General features: G+C 63.4%; 16 protein-coding genes. 6 read left to right on the plus strand and 10 right to left on the minus strand.

Features of this window, described 5'->3' with window-relative positions:
- Window position 1 precedes the first annotated feature (1 nt).
- Window positions 2-814 (plus strand): FadR/GntR family transcriptional regulator, encoded by an 813-nt coding sequence (locus AC3IQ7_RS21935; protein WP_489207322.1) that lies wholly within the window; start codon window positions 2-4, stop codon window positions 812-814.
- Between the two features lie 8 nt (window positions 815-822).
- Here the strand turns inward: AC3IQ7_RS21935 and AC3IQ7_RS21940 are convergent, their stop codons facing one another.
- Window positions 823-1,449 (minus strand): flavin reductase family protein, encoded by a 627-nt coding sequence (locus AC3IQ7_RS21940; protein WP_489207323.1) that lies wholly within the window; start codon window positions 1,447-1,449, stop codon window positions 823-825.
- 197 nt (window positions 1,450-1,646) lie between these two features.
- Here AC3IQ7_RS21940 and AC3IQ7_RS21945 point away from each other — a divergent pair, with 197 nt between their 5' ends.
- The 5 genes from AC3IQ7_RS21945 (at window position 1,647) to AC3IQ7_RS21965 (ending at window position 6,470) form a co-directional block, all read left to right on the plus strand.
- Window positions 1,647-2,708 carry an AI-2E family transporter gene (locus AC3IQ7_RS21945; RefSeq protein WP_489207324.1) on the plus strand — a complete coding sequence of 354 codons (1,062 nt, stop codon included), beginning with the start codon at window positions 1,647-1,649 and terminating at the stop codon, window positions 2,706-2,708.
- Window positions 2,709-2,711: 3 nt separating this feature from the next.
- Window positions 2,712-3,446 (plus strand): hypothetical protein, encoded by a 735-nt coding sequence (locus AC3IQ7_RS21950; RefSeq protein ID WP_489207325.1) that lies wholly within the window; start codon window positions 2,712-2,714, stop codon window positions 3,444-3,446.
- A 278-nt stretch (window positions 3,447-3,724) separates the two neighbouring features.
- Entirely contained in the window at window positions 3,725-4,183 is a 459-nt protein-coding gene (locus AC3IQ7_RS21955; RefSeq protein WP_158301205.1) for a hypothetical protein, read from the plus strand.
- Between the two features lie 74 nt (window positions 4,184-4,257).
- Window positions 4,258-5,691 carry a Dyp-type peroxidase gene (locus AC3IQ7_RS21960; RefSeq protein WP_489207326.1) on the plus strand — a complete coding sequence of 478 codons (1,434 nt, stop codon included), beginning with the start codon at window positions 4,258-4,260 and terminating at the stop codon, window positions 5,689-5,691.
- Between the two features lie 119 nt (window positions 5,692-5,810).
- Window positions 5,811-6,470 (plus strand): glutathione S-transferase family protein, encoded by a 660-nt coding sequence (locus tag AC3IQ7_RS21965; RefSeq protein ID WP_322428198.1) that lies wholly within the window; start codon window positions 5,811-5,813, stop codon window positions 6,468-6,470.
- Window positions 6,471-6,476: 6 nt separating this feature from the next.
- Here the strand turns inward: AC3IQ7_RS21965 and AC3IQ7_RS21970 are convergent, their stop codons facing one another.
- The 9 genes from AC3IQ7_RS21970 to hflX form a co-directional block, all read right to left on the minus strand.
- Window positions 6,477-6,782 (minus strand): NIPSNAP family protein, encoded by a 306-nt coding sequence (locus tag AC3IQ7_RS21970; protein ID WP_034752016.1) that lies wholly within the window; start codon window positions 6,780-6,782, stop codon window positions 6,477-6,479.
- Complete coding sequence (locus AC3IQ7_RS21975) at window positions 6,779-7,705, minus strand: WD40 repeat domain-containing protein (protein WP_489207327.1); 927 nt, start codon at window positions 7,703-7,705, stop codon at window positions 6,779-6,781. Before AC3IQ7_RS21975 ends, AC3IQ7_RS21970 begins: the two co-directional genes overlap by 4 nt.
- Complete coding sequence (locus AC3IQ7_RS21980) at window positions 7,702-8,211, minus strand: GNAT family N-acetyltransferase (protein WP_489207328.1); 510 nt, start codon at window positions 8,209-8,211, stop codon at window positions 7,702-7,704. Before AC3IQ7_RS21980 ends, AC3IQ7_RS21975 begins: the two co-directional genes overlap by 4 nt.
- A gap of 65 nt (window positions 8,212-8,276) precedes the next feature.
- Window positions 8,277-8,822: a phosphoribosyltransferase gene (locus tag AC3IQ7_RS21985; protein ID WP_034752020.1), complete on the minus strand. Its 546-nt coding sequence runs from the start codon at window positions 8,820-8,822 to the stop codon at window positions 8,277-8,279.
- Between the two features lie 66 nt (window positions 8,823-8,888).
- Entirely contained in the window at window positions 8,889-10,202 is a 1,314-nt protein-coding gene (locus tag AC3IQ7_RS21990) for an adenylosuccinate synthase (protein ID WP_034752021.1), read from the minus strand.
- 3 nt (window positions 10,203-10,205) lie between these two features.
- Entirely contained in the window at window positions 10,206-11,366 is a 1,161-nt protein-coding gene (locus AC3IQ7_RS21995) for an ATP phosphoribosyltransferase regulatory subunit (protein WP_035820702.1), read from the minus strand.
- A gap of 271 nt (window positions 11,367-11,637) precedes the next feature.
- Window positions 11,638-12,525, minus strand: coding sequence for a protease modulator HflC (gene hflC, locus AC3IQ7_RS22000; protein ID WP_489207329.1), 888 nt, complete (start codon window positions 12,523-12,525; stop codon window positions 11,638-11,640).
- On the minus strand, window positions 12,525-13,817 hold the full coding sequence (gene hflK, locus AC3IQ7_RS22005; RefSeq protein ID WP_489207330.1) for an FtsH protease activity modulator HflK: 1,293 nt from the start codon (window positions 13,815-13,817) through the stop codon (window positions 12,525-12,527). The genes hflC and hflK overlap by 1 nt, the downstream gene beginning before the upstream one ends.
- 2 nt (window positions 13,818-13,819) lie before the next feature.
- On the minus strand, window positions 13,820-15,043 hold the full coding sequence (hflX, locus tag AC3IQ7_RS22010; protein ID WP_099378209.1) for a GTPase HflX: 1,224 nt from the start codon (window positions 15,041-15,043) through the stop codon (window positions 13,820-13,822).
- Between the last annotated feature and the right edge of the window lie 53 nt (window positions 15,044-15,096).

Genomic DNA, 15,096 nt, shown 5'->3' on the forward strand with positions numbered 1-15,096 from the left:
GATGGACCGCACGTTCAGCTTCACCCTCCCCGCGCCGGAGCCCGCCGCGGGCAGCTTCACCACCGGCACCCTGGGTGCGCGCGTGGCGGCCCGCTTGCGCCAGCAGCTCCAGCACGACGGTCTGGCCGCCGGCACGCGCCTGCCGTCGGAGCAGGCGATGGCCGAGCATTTCGGCGTGAGCCGCACGGTGCTGCGTGAAGCCATAGCCTTGCTGCAGGCCGAAGGCATCCTCGTCACGCGCAAGGGCAGCGGCACCTTCGTGTGCGCGCAGGATGGCGCGAAGAGCGGCGAACGGGGCGACGCGCTGACGGAGCAATCGGTGCAATCGCTGCTGAACCTGATCGAAGTGCGCCAGGGCCTGGAAGCGGAAATCGCCGCGCTGGCGGCCGTGCGGCGCACGCCGGGCCAGCTGGCCGACATCGAACACGCGCTGCGGCGCATCGAGGAAGCGGTGGCGGCCGGCGTCGATGGCGTGGAAGAAGACGTGCGCCTGCACTTGTGCATCGCCGAGGCGACGGGCAATCCCTATTGGCCGAAATTCGTCGCCATGTTCGCCGACCCGATCCGCTCGGCCGTCAAGGTGACGCGCGCGAATGAAGCGCGGCGCACGGACTTTTCCATCGAAGTGCGGCGCGAACATGAAAAGATCGTGCAGGCGATTGCTGACGGCGACCCGCAGCGGGCGCGCCAGGCGGCCATGGAACACATGCAGCATGCGGCCGAACGCGTGCGCCTGGCCGACCGCGAATTCTGGCGCGGCGACGGCGGCGCGCTGGCGCGCACCCTGGGACGCGACCCCATCATGCAGAAATAAATCCTGGCTCAGGGATAGCTGGGCCGGCGCATGTGGAACAGGCTGTCCGGTCCGATCTCGAAATAATCGGCCGGACCGCCGCCGCGCAAGATCGGCGCCGCGGCGGCCGTGTCGTACACGCCATCGGTCAACAGGTGGCGCGCGATGTGCACACCCACCACTTCCCCCAGCACCAGCCAGCTGCCGACACCGTCGCCATTGACGCCTTGCAGCTCGATGATCTGCGTGCGCCGGCATTCGAAGGAGACGGGGCTTTCCGCTACGCGCGGCACGTTGACGATGCGCGAGGCGGCCGGCGTCAGGCCGGCCAGCGCGAATTCATCGACTTCGGGCGGCGCCGGCGCGCAGCTGATATTCATGGCCCCGGCCAGCGGACGCGTCGCCAGGTTCCACACGAATTCGCCCGTCTGTTCGATATTGCGCAAGGTATCCTTGCGGCCGATGCTGGAAAAACCGATCAGCGGCGGATGGTAATTAAAGGCGTTGAAAAAGCTGTACGGCGCCAGATTGAGCACGCCCTCGCTGCTCTGCGAAGCGATCCAGCCGATGGGCCGCGGCCCCACGATGGCGTTGAACGGATCATGCGGCAGGCCATGGCCCTGTGCCGGTTCATAAAAGTGAATATTGTCGGCCACGCGCGTTCCTGAAGTCGAAGTCTTAGGCGCCCGGGATGGAACGCCTGGAGCGACAGCTTACTGGAATTGCCGCTACCGCGTTGTCAGCCCGCCGGTGCCGGGTGCGCTCGCGCACGCATCACGACAATTCTATGGCGCGCCGCACCATGCCTCGCTTATGATGGGACAACTCAACCCTTATCATTCCACTACCGCCCATGCATACCCTCACGCTGCACCAGAAAGTGTTCTTGCTCCTCCTGAGCATCGTCACCATCGGCTTCGGCTGGATACTGGCGCCGTATGCGGGCGCCATCTTCTGGGGCGTCATCCTGGCGATCCTGTTCGCCCCCGTGTACCGCTGGCTGCTGAGGAAAACCAAGGGCCGCGCCGGCCTGGCGTCGCTGCTGACCTTGCTGCTCATCATCGTCATCGTGATCCTGCCACTGTCGCTCATTTCCGTGTCGCTCGTAAACCAGGCGGCCAGCGTCGTGGAAATGGTGCGTTCGGGTGAAATCACGGTCACCATGTTCTTCAATAAGATCATGGCGGTGCTGCCGCAATGGCTGATCAACTTGCTCGACCGCTTCAACCTGACCAGCCTGGCCAGCCTGCAGGACAAGCTGGCCGAGGGCGCCACGCAAGTGAGCCAGGTGGTGGCCGTGAAAGCCATCAATGTGGGCCTGTACACCTTCGAATTTCTCACCAGCCTGTGCATCATGCTGTACCTGTTGTTTTTCCTCATGCGCGACGGCTCCGCCCTGTCGGCCCGCATCAAGGGTGCCGTGCCGCTGAGCCGCAAGTACAAGCAACGCCTGTTCACCAATTTCACCACGGTGATCCGCGCCACGGTGAAGGGCAATATACTCGTGGCGATCGCCCAGGGTGCCCTCGGCGGGCTGGCGTTCTGGTTCCTGGACGTGCCCGCGCCCCTGCTGTGGGCCGTGCTGATGGCCTTCCTGTCGCTGCTGCCGGCCGTCGGCGCCGCCCTCGTCTGGGCGCCCGTGGCCGCCTATTTCCTGGCCACCGGCGCCATCTGGCAAGGCGCAGGCCTGGCCGCCTTCGGCGTCTTCGTCATCGGCCTGGTCGACAACGTGCTGCGCCCCATCCTGGTCGGCAAGGACACCAAGATGCCCGACTACGTGGTGCTGCTGTCGACCGTGGGCGGCATGGCCCTGTTTGGCCTGAACGGCTTCGTCATCGGCCCCGTGGTGGCGGCCCTGTTCATCGCCTCGTGGGATCTGTTCGTCTCGGCCAGCGAATTCCAGGCCGAGGATTGAGGCGTGACGGCCTGGGCAGGCGGGAAACAGATGCGCATCGACCTTGCAGGACAAGCGCATGATTTTTCTCTCGGCCAGCGTTCCCATGGCCGCTACATCGCCGCGATTATCGTGCTGCACCTGGCGCTGTTCTGGGTAGCCACGCGGCCCGCACACATGAGAATCGAGCACGATGACCGGATCTGGCTGCAGCTGATGCCGCCACAGCGCCCAATGCAACGCTTCATTCCACCCGCCAAGCCCGATCCGGCGCCGGCACGCGCGCCAGCCCATCCATCGAGCGCGGCAAGCGTGTCGCCGCCAAAGGAGGCGACGGCATCGCTGCAGGACCAGCCGCAAGACGATGCCCTGCCGGCAGAACCGGCACCGGCCGCCCCGAAGACCGGCACCCTCACCCTGGCGCAACAGGCGCTGCTGGCAGCCGGCGCCATCGACCGCCAGCTGCGCGCCGAGCATTCGCAGGAGTTCGTGGCGCCGCCCGATACGCCGCAGACGCGCCTGGCAAAGGGATTTGCGCAAGCGCATGCGGCGGTCAAGCCGAAGTGGTTCGAAGCGGCCCGCATTGAGCTGTTCAGCGCGCCAAACGACCCGAAACGCATCTACCGCGTCATCACGGCGACCGGTGAATACTGCATCTATTTACCCGACAAAGGCAGCATGTCGCTGAACCTCAGCGCGCGGTCCGGCTACGCCGGTTTCGGCGAAGGAACGGCGGCGCCTTGTCCCATCCGGTTTTAACAGCGGGCGATGCAGCGCGCCTCCAATAAAACCTGCGGAACCCGGCGCTGCCGACGGCGCCACTTGCGCTTCCTGAAACAGGCGGGAACAGCCTGGCGGCAGAGTGTCCGCCGGCGCCGGCCAGCCTCGGCAACTATCCACATGAGACCGCATTTCGCATATTTATCATGTTGCAATAGTATACATTTAACAACAGACGCGAAAATATAGTTTTTGACGCACCGGGCGCCGCGGCGTAGTGTCGGTCCTCCCGACAACCACGTAATGAGGAGCCTCCCATGGCAAATCCACTGTGCTTAATGATGCCGGTACTTCCCGGCACCAATCCGACCGCCATCGCCGCAACATTGGTGGAATACCAGGCGAAGATCAATGCCGCCCTCACCGATATCGGTACCGTGCACTTTGCCCGTTTCACCCTGCTTGACCGCTCCCAGGCCAATCTGCTGCCCAACCTTCAATCAGTGGGCCCTTCCGATACCCTGATCATCGGCGTAATCACCGAATATGACGGCAGCTTCAACGACTACATCGAAGATTTCGTGGACCAACTGGGCGAGGTATTCGACGCACTGCTGCAGTTTGTCGTGGGTGGCAAGGCGTTGATGCCCGTTGCGAAGCACGTGACCGCATTTGAAGCCTTCATCACGGCCAACGACGCCGCGCAGCACGTGCCCAATAATGGCCTGTATAGCGCTTATCCGCAGACCGTTCAGAAAATCCTCGCCTCGGTCTGAACCGAACACCACGCCGGGGCTGCGCAAGCGGCCCCACCACCCTGCCAGCCACCACCCCAGCCCCCGGAGACAGCATGGCCGATCCCACCATCGATTACGACGACGTGCAAGGCACGATCCTGCGCGGCTACCGCGTCAACCTGGCGCGCCATTTCATCTTCAGCATCACGGATGCGGTGCAGGCACGGCGCACCATCGCGGCCCTGCTCGACGGCAGCGACGGCTTGCCGTCCATTACCACCGCGCGCCATATCCATCCCAAGCCGCCCTGCTTCCTGAACCTCAGCTTTACCGCTCCCGGCCTGTCGGCGCTGGGCGTTGCCGCGACCGACCTGAGCACCTTTGACCAGGCATTTCAACGGGGCGCAGCCGACCCGGCCAGCGTCAAGGCCGTGGGCGACGTGGGCGACAGCGCCCCCGAACACTGGCTCGGCAACCTGGGGCCGGCCACCCAAGCGGGCCAGGTGCATGCGATACTGAGCCTATGGGTCAGCGAATCGACGGAAGTGCTGGAGGCAAGCTCGGCCAGACTTCGCCGGGCCTTTGCCGCCGGCTGGCATGAACTGTATGCACACGACGGCGTGGCCCTGCCAGACAACCGCGTGCATTTTGGCTACCGCGACAGCATCGCCCAGCCGGACGTCGATGGCGCACCGCAGCGCAAGCACGAGCACGAGCACGACCCTGACCCGCTCAACAGCGTCATGACGGGGGAATTCCTGCTCGGCTATCAGAATGAGAACGGCGGCACCTACGAGGTGCAGCCGCCGCAACTGTCCACCAATGGCAGCTACGCCGCCTTCCGCATCCTGGAGCAGGACGTGCCCCTGTTCGATAGCATCCTGAGCCAGGGCGCGGCCAGTTCCGGGCTCAGCACCGAAATGGTGGCCGCCAAGATGTGCGGGCGCTGGCGCAACGGCAATCCGCTTGTGCTCAGGCCGGACGAGGCAGGCCCCGTGCTGCCGGACGCCAGCCTGAACCGCTTTCACTATGTCGATGAACAGCCGGAACTGGACGACACGCTGGGTCTGAAATGCCCGATCGGTTCGCATATCCGGCGCAACAATCCGCGCGACGAAGCCGTCGTGGGCGCCTCCGCCCGCCACCACCGCATCGTGCGGCGCGCCATGCCCTACGGTAGCGAATATGATCCGGCCGCCCCCATCGCAGAACAGCGCGGCCTGGTCGGTTATTTCATCAATGCCAGCCTGCGCAATCAGTTTGAATTCCTGATGAAGCAGTGGAACAATGAGGATATTTTCGTCAAATCGGCCGTCGGTCCGGCCGGTCCCGAGGCGGGCAATGCCACGCTCAACATCAGCGGCCAGGACGTGTTTCTGGGTGTCAACGACCCGGCCGTCAGTTCCTTCACCTTGCCCGGCGTGGGCCCCAAGGGCAGCGGCAACACGGAACTGCAGCATTTCTCGCGCAGCGTCATCACGCGTGGCGGCGTGTATTGCTTCTTCCCCAGCATCACGGGCTTGCGCTACCTGGCGAACCTCGGCTAGACGGACAGGCCACGGAGGCCAGCGGGAACAGCCCGGACCGCTTGCATTGATCCTGTCATTGCACTATCGTTGCTGCACGCGCGTGTTGCCAACCTTTCGCAATGACAGGAGATCCCATCGTGTCGCTGATCCTCTACGGCCATCCCTTTTCCTCGTACACGCAAAAGGTGCTCATCGCCCTGTACGAGAATGCCATACCGTTCGCCTTCCGCTGCCTGGCGCCGGACGAACCCCAGCACCTTCAGGAATGGCTGGAGCGCTGGCCGCTGCGCAAGTTTCCCCTGCTGGTGGACGGCGAGCGCAATGTCGCCGAGACCAGCATCATCATCGAATACCTGCAACTGGCCCATCCGGGCCCGCTGCGCCTGCTGCCGGACGACCCGATGCAGGCGCTGGACGTGCGTTTTCTCGACCGCTATTTCGACCTGCATGTGATGACGCCCGTGCAGCATGCCGTTGGCGCCGCCCTGAGCGGCGACCCGGTGAAGACGCGCGAAGGCCGCGCATTTGCCGGCGACAAGCTGGACCTCGCCTATACCTGGCTGGAAGCCCGCCTGGCCGGCAGGTCCTGGGCCGCTGGCGACCACTTCACCTTGGCCGACTGCGCCGCCGCTCCTTCACTGTTCTATGCGGACTGGACGCAGCCGATTCCCGCCACACTACCGCTGCTGCGCGCCTACCGCGCGCGCCTGCTGGCCCGCCCATCGTTCGCCCGCGCGATGGAAGAAGCGCGCCCGTACCGCCACCTCTTCCCGCTGGGTGCACCGCAGCGCGACTGACCCTGTTCAGGCAAACACGGGGCGGAAAAAACTGCGCTCGTAGCTGACGATGCAGCGCGTCTCTTCGGCGTAGCGGAAGGCGGCCTGGCACTCGGCGTCCTGCATCGAGTCGCTGCGGTACTGCTCGTACAAGGCCAGGCTGGGGAACGAAAACATGGCCAGCGCCACGTTGCTGGCGCCTTCGGATGGTAAAAAGTAACCGTGGTGCTGGCCGCCGAAGCGTTCGACCAGCGGTATCCACAGCTTGCCGTAGGCTTCGAATTCCCGCAATTTATACGGATCGATGATGTAACGCAAATAACAGGTGATCATGCGGTTTCCTTGTGAAGGTTCAGATCCATCAGCATGCCGGACTCCCAGGAGCCGATGGCGGCCAATGGCGAGCCAGGCAAAAAGTCCAGCGCGCAGGGATAGATAAAATCTTCCTGCGCCAGGACGCCGAGCCCGGGCCAGCCGTAAAACAGCAGCTTGCCCTTGCCGATGCGTCCCAGCGCGCTGCCGTCGGGCAGCCAGCGCAAGCCGTTACCCGTGCCGCCACCCGCCTCCACGGGCACCTTGGCCTGACAGCGGCCGTCGGCCAGCGCATACATGGACAGATACTCCTCGCCACCGGCATGGTGCAGCACGGCCAGATACTTTCCATCCGGCGATGGCGCGCAGGACTTCAAGCCTGGCAGCGACAGCACCTTGCGTCCGCCGCCGTCTTGCAAGGGCCAGTCCCATACACTGCAGTAATCAGGCGGCTGCACCTGCCCTTCGTCCACCGATTTGACGCCATGATGGACCAGCAAACGCCGCCCGCCATCGATGGCGTAGACACCCCGCAGCATCTCGCCCGGATGCAGCTGCGTGAAAAGCACCTCGCCCGTTTGCGCGTCGCGCACCCGCAGACGGCCATCCCAGCCGCCGTCGGCCAGATACCGGCCGCATGGCGACCACACGGGACCGCAGCCTTCGCCATCCTTTTTGTTCTGGAAGTTCAGCAGCAACTGGCCTGCGTGGGCATCCACCACGGCCATCTGCCCCGTCGTGCTCTTGATGGCCAGCCGGCCGCCATCGGGAGAAAAGGCCATACCCGACATGTGCGCGATGAATTTGCCGCGCCACAGCTTGGTCCGCGCCGCCACGTCCCACAGGACCAGGTCGCGGCCCAGCACGGCCAGGCGCGTGCCATCCGGTGAAAAGCGCACGCCGTAGCTGCAGCCCAGCCTCAGGGGCTTCTGCGCTGCCGTCATGGGCGCGCCAGGCGGTAGACGACGCTATCGAGGTCGTAATGGCGCTCCATGCCGACGTATTGCATGCCCAGGCGCGTCATGACCTTGATCGAGGCGGCATTGTCCGGGTGGGCCACGGCCACCACTTCGGGCGCGCCGACGACGTCGAAGGCATGCGCGACGATGGCGGCCGCCGCTTCGCTGGCATAGCCCTGACCCCAGCTGGTGCGCGCAAGGCGCCAGCCAATTTCCAGGGGATTGGCCTTGACGCCGGAGAGGTGCTGCAGGCACGCCATGCCCACCAGCTCACCATCGTCGAGGCGTATCATCGCCCACCACGAATAGCCCCACTCGGCCCAGCGGCCCATGGTGCGGGCAACGGCCGCGCGCGTGTCCTCTTCCGTCTCGGGCTGGCCCGCGTTCAGATACGTCATCACCTCGGGATCGGTGTTGAGCGTGCGCATGCGCTCGTAATGGCTCTCGTTGATCGGTTCCAGGCGCAGGCGCGCCGTCGTCAGTATGGTCATCGCATTTCCTTGGACGAAAAAAAAGACGATACACGATCGTCTTTTTTTTGCAAGCGCGCACGCAATTACTTGCCTGCTTCGCCCTTCTTGATCCACGCCGCCAACTGGTGCGGACGCAGGCCGTCGTAGTCTTCGAACGGCTGGTGGATCCACGGATTGTGCGGCAGTTCGTCGAGGAAGTAGTCGGGACGCACGACGGAGCAGCCCTTCAGCCAGATCACGGCCGATTTGACTTCGGTCACGTCAGGGAAGTTTTCCTTCAGGTGACGCGTGACCTTGTCCAGGGTGACGCCCGAATCGGCCAGGTCGTCGACCAGCAGGATGCGGCCAGCCAGCGGGCCCTTGGTCATGGTCATGTACTTGGCGATATCGAGGTCGCCGCGCACCGTGCCCGCGTCTTCGCGGTAGGAGCTGGTCGACAGGATGGCCAGCGGCAAATCAAAAATACGCGAAAACACGTCGCCAGGACGCACGCCGCCGCGCGCCAGGCACAATACCTGGTCGAATTTCCAGCCCGATTCGTAGACCTTGAGCGCCAGGCGCTCGATCAGGCGGTGGTATTCTTCCCAGTTGACCCAGAGATGTTGATCGTTCGATTGTGGGGTAGTCATGATAGTGAAATCTTATTATTAGCGTGATTAAAAAAATCCGCCTTGCGGCGGATTGTGTCCAGCAGCTTACTCGAATGGGTGACGCAGCACGATCGTTTCTTCACGATCCGGACCGGTCGAAACCATGTCCACCGGTACGCCGACCAGTTCTTCGATGCGCTTGATGTAAGCGCGGGCTGTTGCTGGCAGGGCTGCCAGCGATTTCGCGCCGACCGTGCTTTCCGTCCAGCCTGGCATCTCTTCGTACACTGGTACGCAACGGGCGGCTTCTTCAGCGCCCGATGGGAAGATGTCCGTGGCCACGCCGTCGATAGTGTAGCCGGTGCACAGTTTCAGCGTTTCGATACCGTCCAGTACATCCAGCTTGGTCAGGCACATGCCCGTCACGCCGTTGATCTGCACGGAGCGGCGCAGCAAGGCGGCGTCGAACCAGCCGCAGCGACGGGCACGGCCCGTCACGGTGCCGAATTCATGGCCGACTTGCGCCAGGTGGTGGCCGACGCCCGCATCCGTTGGCAGTTCCGAAGGGAACGGGCCGGAACCGACGCGCGTCGTGTAAGCCTTGGTGATGCCCATGATGTAATGCAGCATGCCTGGACCCACGCCCGAACCGGCGGCGGCATTGCCGGCCACGCAGTTCGACGAGGTGACGAACGGATACGTACCGTGGTCGACGTCGAGCAGGGAACCCTGCGCGCCTTCAAACAGCAGGTTGGCGCCAGCCTTGTGCGCCTTGTACAGCGCGCTCGACACGTCGGTGACCATCGGACGCAGACGCGGCACATAGGCCAGCGCGTCGTCGAGGGTCTTCTGATAGTCGACTTTCGGTGCTTTCAGGTAGTTTTCCAGCACGAAGTTGTGGTAATCGAGGTTTTCGGCCAGCTTTTCGGCAAAGCGCTTCTCGTTCAGCAGGTCGGCGATACGGATCGCGCGGCGCGCTACTTTGTCTTCGTAGGCCGGGCCGATGCCCTTGCCGGTGGTGCCGATCTTCGCATCGCCACGCTTGGCTTCACGCGCCAGGTCGATCGCGGTGTGGTAAGGCAGGATCACGGGCGCCGCGTCCGACACTTTCAGGCGCGAGGCGACTTCGACGCCGACCGCTTCCAGCTTGTCGATTTCGCGCAGCACGTCCGGCACGGAAACGACCACGCCGTTACCGATATAGCAGGCGACGCCCGGACGCATGATGCCCGACGGGATCAGCTGCAGCGCGGTTTTCACGCCGCCGATGACCAGCGTGTGGCCTGCATTGTGGCCGCCCTGGAAACGCACCACACCCTGGGCGTGATCGGTCAACCAATCGACGATCTTGCCTTTACCTTCATCGCCCCATTGGGTGCCGATGACAACAACGTTCTTTGCCATAATTTTCTTTGACATCACTCAACCTAAGTTTTTAAGAATCCAGCTACTACCATTATCGGCAAGTACCAGCACGCGATCGCACTCGAACTCGTCTTGTTCATTACTGTGACCCGGCATACTCTGGATCACGACCTCGCCCGCCTTGCGCAACTCGGCGATTTTTTCCTTCAATTCTGGCGCGCTGCCCCACGGCGCGCGGATCGAATGCTTCCGTTCCGCGGTCGGCAACAGGCGCGCCAGTTCGCGCAAATCGAGCGAGAAGCCGGTCGCGGGACGTGCCCGGCCGAACGCTTCGCCGACGTGGTCATAACGGCCGCCGCGCGCAACCGCGTTCGGCAAGCCAGGTACATACAGCGCAAACATCGCGCCACTTTCATATTGGTAGCCGCGCAGGTCGGCCAGGTCGATCGCCACTTCGGCGCGGCCCAGGGCAGATCCAGCCAGCGCGGCCAGTTCGGCCAGCGCCTTGAGCACGCCCGGCAACGGCGGCAGCACTTCGCGCGCACGCGCCAGCACATCGATGTCGCCGTACAGGTTCGGCAAGGCCAGCAGCGCATCGCGCGTCACGGCATCGTAGGATGCGGTCAGGGCGCGCAGGCCCGGCGCATCTTTCGCGCGCAGCAAGGTGTACAGCGCAGCTTCGTCGCGCACGGCGGCGGCGTCTTGCGCAATGATAGCGCGCAACAGGCCAACGTGCGACAAATCCAGGCGGACGCTATCGAAACCTGCCAGTGCCAGCGAAGCGAGCGCCAGTTCCTGGATCTCGGCATCCGCTTCCAGGCCGGCGTGGCCATAGATTTCGGCGCCGATCTGCAGCGGTTCGCGGGTGGCGTGCAGGCCCGACGGACGGGTATGCAGCACGCTGCCGGCGTAGCACAGGCGGGTGACGGTGGCACGGTTGAGCAGGTGCGCGTCGATGCGCGCCACTTGCGTCGTCATGTCGGCACGCAGGCCGAGCATGCGGCCCGACAGCTGGTCGACCAGTTTGAACGTGCGCAGGTCGGTATCCTTGCCAGCGCCAGTCATCAGCGATTCCAGATACTCGAGCAGCGGCGGCATCACCAGTTCATATCCGTACAGACGGAAATTATCCAGCATGAGGCGGCGCAGCTCTTCGATCTTGCGCGCTTCCGACGGCAGAACATCGGCAATATTTTCGGGCAAAAGCCAATTCGGCATGAGGGAGCGAGATACGGAAGAAAGTTGAAAAAATGCATCATGCGAGGCAGCGGCGGGCGCGCCAGGCAAGAGGCCGAACCTGATATTTTACGCGAAAACACGGGCCTTTAGGGATAAGTTCTCCGAAACGCTGCCGCACAGCCCTAAAAACACCGCATTTTACGCCTTCCCGCAACAGCATGACGGGCACAAAAAAACGGGGCCGGCATCGATGCCGGCCCCGCTGTTGCCGCCCCCCGTCCTTGCGGCCGGGGGCAGTGTCGATGCTGCCTTACTTCTTGGCCGAACCGGCTGCGCCGCCGCCCTTGAAGTACTTGAAGAATTCCGAACTCGGATCGACCACCATCACGTCGCCCTTGTCCTTGAACGTGGCGCGGTAGGCCTCCAGGCTACGGTAGAACTTGTAGAACTCCGGATTCTTGCCAAACGCTTCCGCATAGACCTGCGATGCCTTGGCATCGCCCTCGCCGCGGATCTTCTCGGCTTCGCGATACGCTTCGGCCAGGATCACCGTGCGCTGCTTGTCGGCGTCGGCGCGGATTTTCTCGGAGTCGGCCGAACCGGTCGAACGCAGCTCATTGGCCACGCGCACGCGCTCGGACTTCATGCGCTCGTACACGGAGTTGTTGATCTGCTCGACGTAGTCGACACGCTTCAGGCGCACGTCGACGATTTCCACGCCGATGGCCTTGGCTTCCGCCGAGACCTTGGCCAGGATCGCTTCCATCACCTTGCCGCGCTGGCCCGAGATCACTTCGCGCACGGTGCGCTTGGTGATTTCATCGTTCAGCGCCGCCTTGACGATTTGCGACATGCGGTTGCGGGCCGGCTTTTCATCGCCGCCAAAGCTGCGGAAATACAGGCGTGGATCGGCGATGCGCCATTTCACATAGGCGTCGACGAGGATGTTCTTCTTCTCGGCCGTGATGAAGCGTTCCGGCTCCGGCGTATCCAGGGTCAGGATGCGCTTGTCCAGATACAGCACGTTCTGGAACGGCGGCGGCAGCTTGAAATACAGGCCTGGCGTGCTGATGACTTCCTTGACTTCACCGAGGGCGAAGACGACCGCATACTTACGCTGGTCGACCACGAACACGGTCGAGGACAAGAGCATGATCGCGATAAAGCCCGCGATCAGGGCGGCTACGATACGGTTCATTAGCGGCTCTCCCGTTCACGCGAAGAGCGGCTGTCGCGGCGCTGATTGACTTCTACTGTCGGCATGGCTTCCTGTGGCAAAACGGTGTTGGCTGCGGGTGTCGCGGCAGCACGGGCGGCAGCAGCGGCAGCATCGGTGGCAGCCGTCTGGGCGATCAGCTTGTCGAGCGGCAGGTACAGCAGATTGCTGCCCGTCTTCGCGTCGACCATGACCTTGCTGGCACTGCTGAACACCTGCTGCATCGTTTCCAGATACATGCGGTCGCGCGTGACGACCGGCGCCTTCTGGTACTCGACCAGCACCTGCTTGAAGCGCGAAGCATTACCGGCAGCGTTCTCGGTCACCATCGCACTGTAGGCTTGCGCCTCTTCCATCAGGCGGAAAGCGGCACCGCGGGCTTTCGGAATGACGTCGTTGGCGTAAGCCTGGCCTTCATTCTTCTGACGTTCGCGGTCCTGGCCTGCCTTGACGGCATCGTCGAAGGCGGCTTGCACCTGCTCCGGCGGCTGCACGGCCTGCATCGTCACGTTGGTGATGGCGGCACCGACCTTGTAGCGGTCGAGGATCTGCTGCATCAGCTGCTGCGTATCGTACGCGACCTTTTCACGACCTTCGTACAGCACGAAGTCCATCTTGCTGCGGCCGACCACTTCGCGGATCGCCGTTTCGGCGACCTGGCGCAGGGTGTCTTCCTGGTCACGCGTGTTGAACAGCCACGCCACGGGGTCTTTCAGCGTGTATTGCACCGCGAACTGGATGTCGATGATGTTTTCATCATCCGTCAGCATCAGCGATTCGCTGGCCTGCTTGTTGCGCAGCGACTGGCGGTAACCTACTTCCACCGTGCGCACCTGCGACACGTTGACCGTTTCGTCGGTCTGGAACGGATACGGCCAGCGCCAGTTGAAACCGGCCGGCGTGGTGTGGCTGTATTTGCCGAACGTGAGCACGACGCCGCTCTGGCCCTCTTGCACGATGAACGCGCCGCTGGCAAGCCAGATGAAGACGGCGATCACGCCGACCACGCCGGCGGTGATGCCGGCGCCCTTCATGTCGGGACGCGGACCACCGGCACCGCCGTTGTTATTGCCGCCGTTGTCGGGACGGTTCTTCTGTCCGAAAAAGGCGTTCAGGCGCTGATTGAAATCGCGCCACAACTGATCGAGGTCCGGCGGACCTTCGCCGGGCTTTTTGCCTTCTTGGGCTTTCTTGCCGTCGTCCTTGCGATTGCCCCAGCGGGGGTCGTTCAGGGACAACTTCAAGCCTGTTTTTTTGAGTAGGGAGACAAGCATAACTATCGTGTTCCGACTTGGGAGTGGGTGGAAATCCTATCGTCCTCGCCAGGCTCTTCGTCCTGGTCCGGGGCGGCGCCATCGTGCTGGTCGTACTGACCGTCAAACTGATCTTCCTGCAGTGATTCGTCATTCTGGTACAGGTGGGCCGAACCGGGCGCCTTCCTGGCCATCTCGACGATCGCATCGCGCAGCAGGTCGAGCCCGCTGCCCTTCTGCGCACTGACGAATACGCGACTGATCGTAGCATATTCATCGCGCTCCACCGAAGGCTCCAGCCCGGCCGCATCGATCTTGTTCCACACGAGGATTTGCGGAATATGATCGGCGCCGATCTCTTTCAAGACCAGGTTGACCTGCTCGATCTGCTCCATGCGCACCGGCGACGCGGCGTCGACGACGTGCAGCAGCAAATCGGCATGGATGGTTTCTTCGAGCGTGGCGCGGAAGGCCGCCACCAGCTGGTGCGGCAATTCGCGCACGAAGCCGACCGTGTCGGAGATCACCACATTGCCCACTTCCTGGCCCAGGTAAACCCGGCGCGAGGTGGTGTCGAGGGTGGCGAACAACTGGTCGGCGACATACACGCCGGCCTTGGTCACGGCATTGAACAGGGTCGACTTGCCGGCATTGGTATAGCCGACCAGGGACACGGAAAATGTGTGATTGCGGCCGCGCGCGCGGCGCTGCGTTTCGCGCTGCTTGTGCAGCTTTTCCAGGCGGGCGCGCAAGGCCTTGACGCGGTCGCCGATCAGCCGGCGGTCGGTCTCGAGCTGCGTCTCGCCGGGACCGCGCAAGCCGATACCGCCCTTTTGCCGCTCAAGGTGGGTCCAGCCGCGGATCAGGCGCGTGGCCAGATGCTGCAGCTGGGCCAGCTCGACTTGCAGCTTGCCCTCGTGGCTCTTGGCGCGCTGCGCGAAGATGTCGAGGATCAGGCTGGTACGGTCGAGCACGCGCACATTCAGGCGCTTTTCCAGATTGCGCTGCTGAGCCGGCGAAAGGGCATGGTTGAAGATGACGATTTCCAGGCCATCGTTGACGACGACGTCGCCAATTTCATCGGCCTTGCCGCTGCCGACGAAATACGCGGAATCGGGACTGGAACGCTTGGCCGTGATGGTGGAAATCGGATCGGCGCCAGCCGAACGCGACAACAGCATGAGTTCCTCCATGCTGGCGGCAAAGTCGCTGTGACCGAAGTCAACCCCGACTAGTGCCGCGCGCATGATGGCAACTGATGAGTTGTGGCGGACGCCGACGCCGATGCAAACGCATCAGC

Source organism: Janthinobacterium sp. GL_088 (assembly GCF_057837845.1).

Bases quoted from the DNA above. Each gene is read 5' to 3' on its own strand.
- AC3IQ7_RS21935 (WP_489207322.1), top strand. From the start codon at position 2: ATGGACCGCACGTTCAGCTTCACCCTCCCCGCGCCGGAGCCCGCCGCG.
- AC3IQ7_RS21945 (WP_489207324.1), top strand. From the start codon at position 1,647: ATGCATACCCTCACGCTGCACCAGAAAGTGTTCTTGCTCCTCCTGAGC.
- AC3IQ7_RS21955 (WP_158301205.1), top strand. From the start codon at position 3,725: ATGGCAAATCCACTGTGCTTAATGATGCCGGTACTTCCCGGCACCAAT.
- AC3IQ7_RS21960 (WP_489207326.1), top strand. From the start codon at position 4,258: ATGGCCGATCCCACCATCGATTACGACGACGTGCAAGGCACGATCCTG.
- AC3IQ7_RS21970 (WP_034752016.1), bottom strand. From the start codon at position 6,782: ATGATCACCTGTTATTTGCGTTACATCATCGATCCGTATAAATTGCGG.
- AC3IQ7_RS21975 (WP_489207327.1), bottom strand. From the start codon at position 7,705: ATGACGGCAGCGCAGAAGCCCCTGAGGCTGGGCTGCAGCTACGGCGTG.
- AC3IQ7_RS21980 (WP_489207328.1), bottom strand. From the start codon at position 8,211: ATGACCATACTGACGACGGCGCGCCTGCGCCTGGAACCGATCAACGAG.
- AC3IQ7_RS21985 (WP_034752020.1), bottom strand. From the start codon at position 8,822: ATGACTACCCCACAATCGAACGATCAACATCTCTGGGTCAACTGGGAA.
- AC3IQ7_RS21990 (WP_034752021.1), bottom strand. From the start codon at position 10,202: ATGTCAAAGAAAATTATGGCAAAGAACGTTGTTGTCATCGGCACCCAA.
- AC3IQ7_RS21995 (WP_035820702.1), bottom strand. From the start codon at position 11,366: ATGCCGAATTGGCTTTTGCCCGAAAATATTGCCGATGTTCTGCCGTCG.
- hflC (WP_489207329.1), bottom strand. From the start codon at position 12,525: ATGAACCGTATCGTAGCCGCCCTGATCGCGGGCTTTATCGCGATCATG.
- hflK (WP_489207330.1), bottom strand. From the start codon at position 13,817: ATGCTTGTCTCCCTACTCAAAAAAACAGGCTTGAAGTTGTCCCTGAAC.
- hflX (WP_099378209.1), bottom strand. From the start codon at position 15,043: ATGCGCGCGGCACTAGTCGGGGTTGACTTCGGTCACAGCGACTTTGCC.